Annotated in this window: 7 protein-coding genes; 6 read left to right on the forward strand and 1 reads right to left on the reverse strand. The window is 47.2% G+C overall.

Going from position 1 to position 15,305, the window contains the following annotated elements; translation table 11 throughout:
• Nucleotides 1-5 precede the first annotated feature (5 nt).
• A complete protein-coding gene (locus HU824_RS11570) occupies nucleotides 6-2,975 on the reverse strand; it encodes a PEP/pyruvate-binding domain-containing protein (RefSeq protein ID WP_176468927.1) in 2,970 nt (989 codons plus the stop codon).
• Nucleotides 2,976-3,100: 125 nt separating this feature from the next.
• On the opposite strand from HU824_RS11570, the gene HU824_RS11575 reads away from it, so the two are divergent.
• From HU824_RS11575 to HU824_RS11600, 6 genes are all read left to right on the forward strand, one after another.
• The gene (locus tag HU824_RS11575) at nucleotides 3,101-7,033 is read left to right on the forward strand and encodes a two-component regulator propeller domain-containing protein (RefSeq protein WP_176468928.1); all 3,933 of its coding nucleotides are present in this window, start codon (nucleotides 3,101-3,103) and stop codon (nucleotides 7,031-7,033) included.
• Nucleotides 7,034-7,163: 130 nt separating this feature from the next.
• Nucleotides 7,164-8,105, forward strand: a complete 942-nt coding sequence (locus HU824_RS11580; RefSeq protein WP_005833057.1) for an ROK family protein — start codon at nucleotides 7,164-7,166, stop codon at nucleotides 8,103-8,105.
• Between the two features lie 22 nt (nucleotides 8,106-8,127).
• A complete protein-coding gene (locus HU824_RS11585) occupies nucleotides 8,128-8,859 on the forward strand; it encodes a 6-phosphogluconolactonase (protein WP_176468929.1) in 732 nt (243 codons plus the stop codon).
• 55 nt (nucleotides 8,860-8,914) lie between these two features.
• The gene (locus HU824_RS11590) at nucleotides 8,915-10,180 is read left to right on the forward strand and encodes an MFS transporter (protein WP_176468930.1); all 1,266 of its coding nucleotides are present in this window, start codon (nucleotides 8,915-8,917) and stop codon (nucleotides 10,178-10,180) included.
• Between the two features lie 14 nt (nucleotides 10,181-10,194).
• Nucleotides 10,195-11,919 (forward strand): glycosyl hydrolase family 18 protein, encoded by a 1,725-nt coding sequence (locus HU824_RS11595; protein ID WP_176468931.1) that lies wholly within the window; start codon nucleotides 10,195-10,197, stop codon nucleotides 11,917-11,919.
• A gap of 254 nt (nucleotides 11,920-12,173) precedes the next feature.
• Complete coding sequence (locus HU824_RS11600; protein WP_176468932.1) at nucleotides 12,174-15,284, forward strand: TonB-dependent receptor; 3,111 nt, start codon at nucleotides 12,174-12,176, stop codon at nucleotides 15,282-15,284.
• Nucleotides 15,285-15,305: the final 21 nt, after the last annotated feature.

Here is a 15,305-nt window from a genome sequence, read left to right on the forward strand (position 1 = left end):
TTTATTTATTCTTCAGGCATCAGCACCACTCCCAGTTTCTTCTTGCCATCCATCTTTACTACCATCGGCTGGCAGAAATGTACATGCCGCAGGTATTTCGTCTCGTGTACGGCAGGCTGTGCATTCAGGAATTCCTGGTTGTATATGCCGTCGTTCATAAAGGCGTTGATGGTAAAGTATCCCACTCCGAAGGAGGTCAGGTTCTGAAAGAAGTGGGTTCCTTGGCTGGGGTCTACCCGGTAGTTGGTCAGTCCGGCTTCTACTATCACGCGGGCAGCGCTGATATGTGGCCACTTCACGGGAATACCGAGCCACGTGTCACTGCTGCCCCAACGTCCGGGACCTACGAGGACATAGTTGCGGCTTTCGTCCAAGAACTGCTGGTTCAGTTTCTCTATTTCCCAGGCAATCTCTTGGTTGTGGTAGGCGCTATAGTCGTCTGTCTTCACGTAGATGATGTCATGTATCTCGTTCATGATGCCATGTCCCAATGAGTTGTTGGAACGGAGCAGCACCCGGTTGTCGGGAATGGTGGTAAGATCTTCATCCAGCATCTCCTTGGTGTCGACTATCGGGCGGATTTGCAGCAGGTAGAAGGTACCGGTCTTGTCCTTCTCGCGGCTCATGGTGGCGGCAAACTCTATCTCTACTGGACGGCGCATCTCCTGCTCTCCGTGTTTCAAAGCCAGTTGCAGGATGCGTGGCAGGGGGAATACGTCGTGTTGCAGGATATTGGCAAAAGTGATGACCTTGCGGCCGCCGGGATAAAGGCCATCGCGGATAATCTGGTCGTAGGGGTCGTAGGTGGAGGCAATGTAGTTCAGCGCTCCATCTTTTTCCGCTTCCTTGACGTGCAGTTTCAGCAGGTTGAAGCCGTCGTCGATGGAGAAGTTGTGACCGGCATTGCGCAGGTCGAGGGCGTAGAAGCGGGTTTGGGTCTCTTTGAGGGCAATTTCCATTTCGCTGGTTTGCAGCACCTTGCTGGGGTGATAGGGCGAGAAGCGAAGCGTCATGCCGCCATCCACAATATATTTGCCCAAGCCGAGTGCCAAATTGACGATACCTTCTTCTGCCTTCTCGTCGCCGATGGGGTAGTAGTTGAGCGAACGTGCCACGCCGGACATGCTGGGGTAGTAGCGGTCGCCATACTGGTTGCCTACCACCTCTTGCAGGATAACAGCCATCTTTTCCTGGTCGATGACATTGCTTGTTGCCTGCATGTATGCCTTCGAGTCGCGGAAGTAGACCGAAGCATATACTCCTTTGATGGCATCGCTCAGCATGCGTAGCATCTCGTACTTGTCGTCTAGATAAGGAATCATATAGGTATTGTAGATACCGGCGAAGGGTTGGTAGTGCGAGTCTTCCAGTAGCGAAGACGAACGGACAGCGATGGGGGACTTCACTACATCAAAGAAGGTGAAGAAATCTTCCACCAGGCGGTCGGGCAGCTTGGCTTTGAGGAAGTAACGCAGGATGACGTCATCATTGACATCTGACAAGGCTATCTGATACAGGTTGTTGGTATCCATAAACTCGTCGAACACATCAGTACAGAGCACAATGGTCTTGGGGATGGCGACACGGGCATTCTCAAACTCTTCGAACTCGGGGTGGTGTTTCACCAGATTGTCGATAAAAGCAAGTCCGCGTCCCTTGCCGCCCAGCGAACCGTCACCGATGCGGGCAAAGTTGGAATAGCGGTCGAAGCGGTCGCGTTTGAAGACTGCCACCACTCCCTGGTTTTTCATCTTGCGGTATTTTACGATAGCCTCGAAGATGATTCTGCGGTGGGCGTCCACGTCTTGCAGGCTATTCCAGGTGATGGGCCGCAGGAACTCTGCCACGGGGAACATGGCACGCGAGTAGAGCCAGCGGCTAATGTGGTTGCGGCTGATGTGGTAAAGGAACGATTCTGCCGGAACGGCAAAAAGAATGTTTTGAAGCTCTTTGAGATTCTTTACGCGGGCAATCTCTTCCAGCGTGTCCGGGTTGCGGAAAATAAAGTCCCCGAAACCGAAATTGTCCGATACGATACGACGCAGGTCGACGTCCATCTTTTTGGAATTCTTGTCGATGAAGGCTGCATCGTATTTGGCTGCATATGCCACGTTGTCCGATTCACTGGACTGTATGATAAGGGGTACAAATGGGTCTTCCTTGCGGATGGCGGCGCAGAGCTTGATACCGGCCAGTCCGTCCTTTTCGCCCCGTTCCATGCGGGGGAAGCGTACGTCAGTGATGACACCTAATATATTGTTCTTGTATTTCTCGTAAATGCCGAAGGCTTCTTCATACGTACGTGCCAGGACTATCTTGGGGCGTCCCCTCATGCGCAGCGTGCGCTGGTGAGCATTCAGTGCTTCGGTAGAGAATTCCTGGCTCTGCTTCAATACGAATTTATACAGATTGGGCAGGATGGAGGAGTAGAAGCGGATGCCGTCTTCCACCAGTAGGATGAGCTGCACGCCCACTTCGTTGACGTCGTGCTCCAGATTCATCTTGTCCTCTATCAGCTTGATGATTGAAACCAGCAAGTCAGTGTTTCCCAGCCAGCAGAATACATACTCAAAAGGGCTGAGGTCTTCATTGGCAATGCGCTTGGTGATGCCGTGGCTGAAAGGAGTAAGTATCACCATCGGAATTTGCTCATAAAGGCTTTTGATGTATCGCGCCACATCGAAGCTGTCATTGTCTCCCGTACCCGGCATGCAGATGATGAGGTCGAAAGAGATGGAGGCCAGTTGTGTCAGTGCTTCTTCGCAAGTGGAAACCTGTGTGAAACGGGGAGGGTAGCGCAAGGAGAGCGAAGTGTATTCATTGAATATCTTTTCGTCGATGCGGCCATCGTCTTCCAGCATGAAGGCGTCATAAGGATTGGCTATCAGAAGGACGTTGAAAATGCGCCGTGTCATGAGGTTGGCAAACTGTGTGTCCTTGAAATAGAGCTGGTTTAATTTGAACTTACTGAGCATGGCTTCTCATGATTTATTGGTTTCAGAAGGCAAAAGTAATAGAAATCGAACCTATTCGGATAGTTTTTCGACCGTTTTTTTTATGTTTATGCGTAATATTGCATCCGAAAAACAATATATAATCTATGTTTGCTCCATATTCGTTTCTATATAAATTCGCCACATGCATATTTCTGCTGTTATGGATGTCCGTTTTTGGGTCTGTCAATTTGTTTGCCGGTTCATTTCGCACTTTGGGTATCAAGGAGGGATTGAGCAGCCGGCAAGTATTCCAGATAGACAAGGATTCATCCGGATTTGTCTGGGTGTATACTCATGTCGGGATAGACCGTTATGACGGGAATGAAATCAAGCATTACAAGCTGGACGGAATGGTTGATTCAAGGGACAATATCCAGTCTTCCACTACCATGATTTGTGATAAGGAAAGTGTTGTCTGGGTTGCATTAAAGAATGGACGAATTTATGCATACAACAAACTGACGGACTCTTTTCAATTGCGCGTGGACTTGGCCGATTACCTGCCTTCTCCGGTGTTGTATGATATTCTGTTTGATGACGAAAAACGTTTGTGGTTGTGTATGTCGAAGGGGCTTTATTCTTGGGAAGAAAGTGCAGGGCTGTCTTTTGCCGGATTGAAAGGGCAATCTGTCCGTTGCATGGCTCAAATGAAAGATGGATTGTTCTTTGCAGGCACAGACAAGGGGGTCTTCCGGTTGACGAAGGTAGGAACGGCAGGTTCTTCGTCTTTTGAGACGAGGCCGGTTGACCTGTATACAGAGATACATGTGGAATCGCTCTACGTCTTTGGAGCAAAGCTGTTCATCGGTACCTTTTCAAACGGTGTATTTGTACTTGACGGTCCCGACGGGAGGATACACTCGTTGAATGACCGGATTCCTCATGTACCTATCCGTTCGTTTGCAAAGACAAAGGATAATTTGCTGTTGGTGGGAGCCGACGGTGCGGGCGTTTTCTGCATGGATGTTGCGACGGGAGAACTTTTGAACCATTACATGAATAATGGGGATGATGACAAAAGTTTGAGTGGTAATACTGTATCCGATATTTGCGTGGATGAATCCGGAGTTGTGTGGATTGGCACTTCTACGAATGGTATCAGCTATCTGGATTCGGAGATGCCGGATGTCTGTAGAATCAGGCATGAACGCAATAATGGTAATTCCTTGAAGTCAGACCACGTAAATGTGATATTTCAGGACTCGGAGGGGGATTATTGGTATGGTACAAACAACGGCGTCAGCCTCTATCAATCCCGGTCACGTAAATGGACCCACTATCTGGACGATATGGAACATAGTGGCAAAGTGGTATTGGCGCTTGCCGAAGACTCCGGGGGAAACATCTGGGTAGGTGGCTATGGTATCGGTGTCTATTGTATTGATAAACAGACCGGACGGGTACAGAAGAAAGAGAAAAGAAATGCACATCCGGAGAAGGGAATGGCCACCGACTATGTTTATGCCATTTATGCGGAAGGGGATTATGTCTGGTTCGGTGGTATTGAAGGAGAGTTTACCCGTTACGATATACGGACGGATACTTATACATATTACCCGATTGATTGCATAGGTGACATAAAGCCGGGTAAGGGGGGCTCATTACTGATTGCCGGTTGCAGCGGGTTGGCCGTCTTTGATAAGAAGTCGGGAGACACGCAGTGGCATCAGACGTTTGGAGACATCTCTCTGCATTATCCTGTCCGTTGCCTGATGCAGTCCTCATCCGGTGATATTTGGCTGGCGACAGACGGGGAAGGCCTTATACGTGTTGGTCCGGATGGGAAAGAGGCGCATGCATATACCGTAGATGACAATCTGGTTTCCAATTCCATCAACAGCCTGCTGGAGGATAACGAAGGGCGTATCTGGTTCAGTACGGAGAAGGAATTGTATTGCTTGGACTGCTCCCGGGATATTATCATCAGTGCCAATGATTTTTTGGATGTCAGCTGGGGATATTACAACCCGAATGCTGCCCTTAAGTTGAAGAATGGATGTCTTGCTTTCGGTACTGCAGAAGGGGTTCTTTCCTTTCTCCCGTCTTTGGACTTAGGGCGCCATGTGTCTGTTGAGCTGATTCTGACAGACTTTAAACTGCTTTACGAATCAGTCAAAGCGGGAATGAAAGGCTCTCTTTTGCAAACGAATATCAATGATACCCGGAAAATAGATTTGAAGTATAATCAAAACTCCTTCTCAATTTCCTTCTCTGCCATCAACTTTGCAGTCCCGCATCGTATCAGATATGAGTATAGGCTCGAAAATCACAATGAAGAGTGGGAACACTCCAATTCAGTGCGGAACGTGAGCTATATGAATCTCTCGTCCGGTAAGTATGTATTCCGCTTGCGGGCATTTGATAAGTACACCGGGCAGCAGGTGGGAGAAAGAAGTCTGGACATTGTCATTCATAACCCTTACTGGGTTTCGTGGTGGGCGCTGCTCATCTATTTCATCTTGTTGTCTGTCTTTGTCTGCATGTTTGTGCAGTATAGAAGGCATAAGGTGAACGAGGGGCGTATAAGGGACAAGATACGTTCCTTTATCAGTATAGCCCATGATATCCGTACACCGGTTACTTTAATAAAGGCTCCGCTGAGCGAGCTCGAAGCGCAGGAGGGACTTCCGGAGCAGGGTAAGAAAACCGTTGCGGTGGCAATGAAGAATGTGGAAAAACTGATGGGAATGATTACTCAACTGCTTGAGTTGCAGAAAACGGAACTGCATGCCGAGGAGTGTCTGAAGGTTTCTCCATACGACATTAAGGCTTATCTGGAGGAAAAAATGGCGGAGTTTCACTTAGCCGCCATGCAGAAGAGCGTCGGGATAGAGTTGGAGGTGGAGCCGGATATGCCCAAGGTTTGGATTGACCGGGAGAAGATGGATCATATCATAGACAATCTGCTCTCCAATGCCTTGAAGTATACAGAGAAGGGAGTCATTCACATACTGGTGAAGACTGCAAGAAAGAAGTGGACTATTGAAGTGAAGGATACGGGTATCGGCATTCCAAAAGAGGAGCAGGGCAATATTTTCCACGAATATTATAGAGCCCAGAATGCCATGAACTTTGAGGAAACCGGTTCGGGTATCGGTCTGATGATTACGCGCCGCATTGTGAAACAGCATCACGGCACCATCTCTTTCAGTAGCGTGGAAGGGCAGGGAACTACGTTTACGATAACTTTCCCGCAGAGGATAAAGGCGAGCGTAGCGGTGGAAGCGAAGGCAGACGGCCAGGAAGAACCTCAGGCCGCTACCGGGGCTGTGCATGAAGAAACGGAACGTTCCGGGAAGAATGTCCTTCTTCTGGCGGAGGACGATGCGGATATGAGGGAGTATCTGGTGGACAGCTTGTCTTCCGAATATAAGGTAGTTGCCGTGCCCGACGGCGGAAAGGCATTGGAGACGGCAAGGGAAATCAATCCTGATATCATTATCTCGGACATTGTGATGCCGGTACTGGAAGGTGATGAATTGTGCCGGATTTTGAAGTCATCGGTAGATACAAGCCATATACCTGTTATATTATTGACCGCACTGAGTGAGAGGGAAAATATCATCTTCGGACTGGAGGCCGGTGCCAATGACTACATCATCAAGCCTTTCGACTTGTCTGTGCTGAAAGTGCGTATCAGGAATATTCTTCAGAATAGGCAGCATTTGCGCGAAACCGTGTTGGCGATGGATGCGCAGCCCGAAGAGACAGACTATACCAGCCAGTTGGACAAGGAGTTTCTGGACAAGGTTATGAAAGTGATTGAGGAGGAGTTGTCCGATTCGGAGTTCTCCATCAATGACTTCTGCCGGATGCTGGGCATGAGCCGCACTTCTGTCTATAATAAGATAAAGACGCTGACTGGGCAGGGACCGAATGACTTCATCCGCATTGTCCGTTTGAACAAGGCAAAAGAGCTGCTGGTTTCCCGGAAATATTCGATAGGGGAAGTGGCGAATATGGTCGGATTTTCTGACCCGAAATATTTCAGTACATGCTTCAAAAAGCAGTTTGGTACCAGTCCCAGCAAAATTTAGAGCCATGAAGACTGCTTTTGAACCACTGCTGACAAGTATTAAACCTTTTTTGTCAGAGAATAAACCCTTGTCTCCCTGATAGTGCGTAATATTGTGGACAGTAAACAATATTAAAAAACGCATATAAAAAATGGAAACGTATTTAGGTCTTGATTTAGGAGGCACGAAGTTGCTGATTGGCGAAATGGATAGCCGTGGCAACATTTTGAGGTATAAGAAATATGACTCCGGTTACTTTAATCAGCAGGCTGCGCTGGAAATCATCAAGTCGTCGCTCGATGATTATATCCGTACTGTGGGCTGGTATGACCAGAAGCCGGTAGCGATGGGTGTCGGCCTGATAGGGCGTGTAGACCCTAACGAAGGTGTCTGGCTGCAGATTGACCCGAGCAGGACACAGCGGATTGAGTTGGCAAAGGAACTGTCGGATATATATGGCATGCCTTGCCATATAGACAATGATGTGAAGAGCGCTACAAGAGCCGAACGCGTCTGGGGATTCGGACAAATTTCCAAAAACTTCATATACGTAAATGTAGGTACAGGCATTGCCGTGGGTACGGTGATAAATGGGAGACAAATCCGTGGCAGCCATTTCAATGCCGGCGAAGTGGGACACGTGCGTGTAGGTGTGAACATAGGCATTAAATGCGGTTGTGGACGAATGGATTGTGTGGAGGCGATTGCGGCCGGCATAGGCTTTGACAACTGTGCCCGTCTGCTCCGCAACCAGTATGAAACCGGCCTGCATATTCCGGCCGAAAAAGGGGAACGGGTGATTGTGAGCGAGGTGTTTGCACTCAGCCAGAAAGGCGACCCTCTCTGTACGGTGCTGGTGGAGAATGCAGCTGAGGCGCTTGCCAATCTTATCATGAATCTGGTACGTGTGATTGACCCGGACACGGTGGTGTTAGGTGGAGGCATTGTGGCCGACGGATATATGCACGAGAAGATTCTGGAAAAACTTCATCCTACGACCATGCGTTTTGTCAGCAACGGGGTTGTCATTACGAAACTGAATCCCGGATTTATCGGGCTTCTGGGAGCCGGAGCGGTGGCGATGAATATGTGATTAAGAATTAACGATTAAGAATATGAAAATAACAATAACAAAGAATGAAAAGGAGTTTGACTGCACGGCTGCATGGCGCATCATCGGCCAGATATTGAATAAACCGGAGAGCGTGATAGGACTTTCTACGGGACGTACTACCGGCAATCTTCATCGGTTGGTGGGAGGAATCTATACTAAATATCCGTTTAAGGTGGATACCGTTACTTTCTTCGGATTGGATGAGGTAACGAATGTGCCGCGCGAGTATGCCGGAGCATGCTACACGATGCTGAAAACGGAACTGATGGATACATTGGGCATCAAGGAAGAGAATTTCTTGATGCTGCCTACCATTTCCGATGATTTTGGACAGTCATGCAGGGATTTCCAGCAAGAAATTGCGAACCGTGGCGGTATTGATTTGCTGATTTTGGGGTTGGGTGAGAACGGACATTTGGGGTTCAACCAGCCGGAATCTCCCTTTGGCGGTGAAGCATGGGTGACTCGGATGAATGTGGAACTGGAAGAACGCATCCGTAGAGAAACGGGCACTCCTCCCGATAAAGAGTTGGGAGGGGCTACTTTGGGAATAAAGAACATTATGCGGGCACGTCGGATTGTACTGGTTGCCAAAGGGATTAATAAAGTGGATATTGTCAAGCGGATGCTTGAAGGACCTGTGACAACAGATGTTCCTGCTTCCATCCTTCAGCTTCATCCCGACTGTGAGTTTTTGCTCGATGAAGCGGCGGCAAGCATGCTCAGCTGCTAAGCCGCCTTGCAGGCGGCTGATAACTCTACTTGTTTGAATTAATAATTAAAATACTATGACACAACAAGAAAAAGAAATAAACTATATGGGGCCATTCATCACGATGGTATTCCTGTTCTTTATTGTAGGTTTCCTTACGACTGCCAATACTCAGTTTCAGGGTCCTTTAAAAGAAACTTTGCTTTTGGAAGTGGGCGGGTTGAAAAATACTTTTGCCACTTTGATTACTTTCTCTTGGTTCCTTGCTTATCCGGTTTGTGGAGGGGTAGGCTCGTCGTGGATTAGCAAATATGGGTATAAAGGGACATTGATGCGTGGATTGCTGGTGATGATTGTGGGGCTTGGTTTGTTCTTTGCCTCTTCCTATTTCACAGTACACTTTCCGGAAGCGAATTGGCATGCAGGAAATAATGTTATCCCTGGAGGGTTCTTGATTTTCTTACTGGGTTCTTTCGTGGTAGGGGCTTCGGCTACCATTCTGCAAGTGGTTATAAATCCTTATCTGACGGCTTGCCATGTCAAGGGTACCCAGTCCATTCAGCGTTTGGCTATAGGCGGTTCTGCCAATTCTGTGGGAACTACGCTTGCTCCTTATTTCGTGACTGGTGTCGTGTTTGGCGGTCTGTCTGTGGAGGACATTCAGATTGACCAGCTGATGGTTCCGTTCCTGGCATTGATGGCTGTTATTTCTTTGATTGTATTGTTGTTGATGAAATTGTCTTTGCCCGATATCCAAGGAACCAGGGTAGAGAAGGGAGAAAAGCTGGAAAAAAGTGTATGGTCCTTCCGTCATCTGACATTGGGCGTGGTGGCTATCTTCTTTTATGTAGGAGTGGAAGTCTGTATTGGGGCCAATATCAATCTGTATGCCATCGAGATGGACTATGCTTCTCCGGCACTGATGGCTACGCTCTATTGGGGTGGTATGCTTGTGGGCCGCCTGGTGGGGAGCAGCCTGAGCAGGATTTCTCCCCGCGTGCAGTTGACGGTTACTACGGTATCGGCAGGAGTACTCGCCTTACTGGCCATTTTGCTGAATAATCCGTGGCTGCTCACGGCAGTAGGTCTGTTCCATTCCATCATGTGGGGAGCTATCTTTACCTTGTCCGTTGCCCATTTGGGAAAATACACTTCGGTGGCTTCGGGTGTGTTCATGATCGGAGTGGTAGGCGGTGCCATATTGCCCTTGTTGCAAGGAGTGCTTGCCGATGTTCTTGGAGGCTGGAGATGGTCATGGTTCATCGTTCTTTTTGGAGAAGCGTTTATGCTGTATTATGCATTGATAGGTTCACGGGTCCGTCAGACCTGCGATAATTTGTAATTAAAATAGTACTTATGAAAAAAATTAAAATGATGATGGCTGCTGCTTTGGGCGTATTGGTTTCATGCGGTAGCGTTAAGTCGGGAGAAGAGGCCATTGCGGCTTCCCGCGAATCAAAGGTTGTGGTTGCTTATGTCACTTCGTGGAGTGAGGTGATGCCCGACCCGCAGTACATGACGCATATCAACTATGCGTTCGGTCATGTAAACGAGAGCTTTAACGGTGTCAAGATTGATAATGAGGAACGTTTGAGACAGATTGTTGATTTGAGGAAACAGAAGCCGGAGCTGAAAGTGCTGCTTTCCATCGGCGGCTGGGGAAGCGGACGTTTCAGTGAGATGGCTGCCAATGATGAATATCGCCGTGCTTTTGCCGCGGACTGTGACCGTGTGGTGAAGGAGTTCGCTTTGGATGGCATTGACATCGATTGGGAATATCCCACCAGCTCTATGGCAAATATATCCTCGTCACCGGACGATACGGAGAATTTTACACTTCTGATGCAGGATATCAGAGCTGCCATCGGCAATGAAAAGGAGCTGACGCTTGCCACCGTAGCTTCTGCCCGTTACATTGACTTCAAGGCTATCTTGTCTTCCGTCGATTTTGTGAATATCATGGCTTATGACATGGCTTCCGCTCCCAAGCACCATTCGGCGCTTTATTCGTCGGGACATAGCGGTGACATTACTTCGGATGGTGCCGTTACCGCACATTTGAAAGCAGGCATACCACCTTCCAAACTGGTGATGGGGATGCCTTTCTATGGTCGTGGAGGTGACGGTTATCCCAGCTTCCAAGATTATAATAAGGTAGGGAATACGGATACCCAATATACTGAAAAGTGGGATGAGGTGGCTCAAGTGCCTTATCTGGCCGATAAGAATGATACGTTGGTATTTGGATTTGAGAATCCTCGTTCACTTGCTATCAAGTGTCAGTATATTTTGGATAAGGATTTGCTGGGAGGCATGTATTGGGATTATAGCGGAGACAATGAGCAGGGTGATTTGCGCCGTACGGTTGCAGAAAGCTTATTGGGCAAGCCGCACAAGACGAAGGTGCTGGTGTTGACGGAACGTGGTGGACAGCACGGAGGATTTACGGATGCTGGCTTGAAGTGGTTGGCGGCCGAAGGTGCAAAGGGGAATTTCAGTATTACTGAGATAAACAATGCCAGGAACATAACGGAGGCTTACTTGTCGCAGTTCAGCTTGGTTATTCAATTGGATTTCCCGCCTTATGCTTGGCCGAAGGAAGCGGAAGATGCGTTCGTCAAGTATATAGAAGAAGGCTGTGGTGGCTGGATTGGTTTCCATCATGCTACTTTGCTGGGCGAGTTCGACGGTTATCCCATGTGGCAATGGTTCTCTGATTTCATGGGTGGTGTACGTTTCAAGAATTACATTGCTCCGCTGGCTGATGGTATGCTGGTGGTGGAAGATAAGCAGCATCCGGTGATGAAGGGTGTTCCGGCCTCTTTTATGGTGCCCGATGACGAGTGGTATACTTATGACAAGAGCCCGCGCCCCAATGTACATGTGCTGGCCAATGTAGACGAATCGAGCTACACGCCTGCATCGGACATCAAGATGGGCGATCATCCGGTGGTTTGGGTCAATGAAAGCAAAAAGGCACGCAATGTTTATTTCCAGATAGGGCATAGTAGTAAGTTGTACGAAACGGAAGGGTTTACGACCATGTTCAGAAATGCTATTAACTGGACTTTAGAAAGGTAATTCTCTTTATAATCAATGGATTTGGAAGAAAACGGGTACGTTACAGAAACGTATCCGTTTTTTTATGGGTTTAAACTTTATCACTTTAAGTTTAAAATAAAACGTTTTTTATGGATGTGTTAGTAAATGAACTTCTTATGAGAAATATTCAACTTCTATCTCTTATTTAGTACGTAATTTCGCTTATTGAAGTATTGGAATTTGTATCAATACAATATGAATAACTTTCTATTTTATAAACTAATACTATTATCATGAAAAGAAAAAGAGTCCTTTTGCTGCTTTGCATTTTCAGTTGTACTTTGCAGCTCTTCGCACAACAAATTAATGTGCAGGGTATCGTTTATGACCCTTCCGGAGAAACGGTTCCAGGTGCTAATGTTAGTATGAAAAGTAATCCGGTTGTGGGTACTGTGACGGATATTGATGGGAATTTCGGTCTGAAAGCTTCTGTGGGTGATGTGTTGGTCTTCACCTTTATCGGTTATGAGCCTATTGAGTATAAACTGACTGCTGCAGATACAAATCTGAAAGTCCGTTTTACTGATTCTTCTGAGTTGCTGGACGAGGTAGTTGTAGTAGGCTATGGTGTACAAAAGAAGAGTGTACTTTCGTCTGCTGTGAGCCGTGTTACCAGTGAAGAGTTGGATAAAGGTAATCCTACAAATATTCAGAATGCTTTGAAAGGTAAAGTTTCCGGTGTACAGATTATCTCTAATTCAGGTCAGCCCGGTGCGGAATCAAAGATTCGTATTCGGGGTACCGGTACGGTCAACAACTCCGATCCGCTTTATATAGTAGACGGCATGCCGTCTGAAAGTGGTATCAGTCATTTGAATCCTTCTGATATTGAGTCTATTGAAGTGTTGAAAGACGCAGCTTCCGCCGCTATTTACGGAGCCCGTGGTGCTAACGGTGTTGTGCTAATAACTACGAAGAAGGGTACTAAAGGGAAGGCTACTTTGAACTATGAATTTACGTACGGTATTCAGAATCCTTCCAAGAAGGTGGATTTGCTGGGTAGTGCGGATTATCAGATGTTGATGAATGAAATGGCTGCCAACGCAGGTAAGGACCCTTATTTCCCGACTGTTTCCAGCGTCAATACCGACTGGCAAAAGGAACTGCAGAACAAGAATGCTCCTATTATGAACCACAAGGTTTCGTTGAGTGGAGGTACGGACAACTCTACCTATTATGCTTCTTTCGGTTATGTAAAGCAAGAAGGTATTTATGCTAAAGGACATGCTGATTATGAACGCTACAATGTACGCTTGAATTACAATAATGTATTACTGGACACGAAATCACGAAATTGGTTGAATAAGATTAGTTTTGGTGCAATTGCAAGCTATTCCAAGTCAATCCAGACAGGTAATACTATTGGCAACAGTGAAGCAGCAGGCTTGATTACTTCCATGAATATGTTGCCTCCTACCGAACCGGTTTATCAGACCGACCCTGCTATACTGGAGCAATATGCCGTAACTTATCCAAATCATGTCATTGCTCCTAACGGACTGGCATACAATATTATTGAGATGCGTGAAATAACCAATCCGCTGGCAGCCATGCAGGTCAGTCATAACCAGAGGACTATGCCTCAGAATTTCGGTGCGAACTTTAACCTTGATGTGGACTTGTTACCGGGTTTGAAGTTCAAGACTACCTATGGTGCGGAATGGGTGTTCAATTCCATTAAGAATGTGACTCCAGTCTACGAGCTGAATGCTACCAGTAAGAATGCCACTTCCAAGGTAGAGGATAAGAAAAGGGAGTCTTCCTATTGGCAGTGGGAAAATGTACTGTCGTATACAAAGTCTTTCGGCCGTCATAATATAGGTGCACTGTTCGGTACGAGTATGTCTTCCTACCATTACTCCAATTTGGAAGCGGAAGATTATAATCTGCTGGTGGTAGATATAGACAAGGGATATATAGACACGGCCACAGCGCCCGAAGAACAGTCTAAAGTATGGGGTGGGGCGGAAGACCACCGCATTGCATCCGTATTCGGACGTATCAATTATAATTATGATGAAAAGTATTTGTTCGAAGCGGTAGTAAGACGGGACGGTTCGTCAAACTTCAGTCGTGACCACCAGTATGCTACATTCCCTTCGGTTTCTTTGGGTTGGGTGTTGACTCGGGAGAAGTTCATGGAGAACAGACCTTCCTGGTTGGATTTTGCCAAGATACGTCTGAGTTGGGGACAGAATGGTAACGAACGTATTGGCTCCTTTGCCTATACAAGTATGATGAGTCAGGGTAAGAATGCAGTCATAAATGGAAAGGTATATACGGGCATGCTGCCCAGTGGCTATGCCAATGCTGATTTGAAATGGGAGACCTCCGAACAGACCGACTTGGGTATTGACTTGCGTTTCTTCAACAGTGCATTGACATTCTCTGCCGACTATTTCGTGAAGAAGACGAAGGACATGCTGCTTTCCATGCCAATTCCTCTTTATACCAGTTATGGCAGTATGACGGTCAATTCGGGTACAGTGAAGAACGAAGGTATCGAGTTCGAAGCGTCCTATCGCTTTAAAGTGGGTGAAGTGAATCTGGGTATCAATGGAAATGCTTCTTACGTGAAGAATACCGTAACAGACCAAGGCCCCGACCGCGTCGGTCTCAATAATATCGGTGGTGGTATGGGCGGTCAGGTCAGCTGGAGAGAGAACGGGCGTCCGTATGGCTTCTTCTACGGTTACTTGCATGATGGCATTTTCCAGAATCAGCAGGAGATAGACAGCTATACCTACATGGATTCTAATGGAAAGACTCAACTGATACAACCAAATGCCAAGCCCGGAGATATTCGTTTTAAAGATTTGGATGGTAAAAATGGTCTTAATGGCGATGACCGTACTATGATAGGTAAGCCGAATCCCGACTGGACGTATGGATTTACGCTCTCTGCCGATTGGAAGGGGTTGGATTTCAGTGCATTCTTCCAGGAAAGTATCGGAAACGACATTTATAAACTGTACAGACGTTCCAATGTGACTTTTGGTAACTACGACAAATCTTGGCTGAACCGTTGGCATGGTGAAGGCACTTCCAATTGGGTGCCACGTGTGATAGATGGTGACAACAATAACTATCAGGTTTCAAACTTTTTTGTGGAAGATGGTTCGTATATGCGTTTGAAAGTGTTGCAGATTGGCTATAGTCTGCCCGGACAGATGTTGCAGCGTGTCGGCGTCAAGGGACTGCGTTTCTTTGTGCAGGGCGAAAATCTGTTTACAATTACCAACTACAGCGGTTATGATCCTGAAGTGGGAACACGTGATGGATTTGACGGGGGAACATATCCGCAAGCACGTACTTATACTATCGGTGCGAATATTACATTTTGATTAACGACCTAAAAAATAGAT

Source organism: Bacteroides sp. L10-4 (genome assembly GCF_013373675.1).
Taxonomy (GTDB): Bacteria; Bacteroidota; Bacteroidia; order Bacteroidales; family Bacteroidaceae; genus Bacteroides; species Bacteroides muris.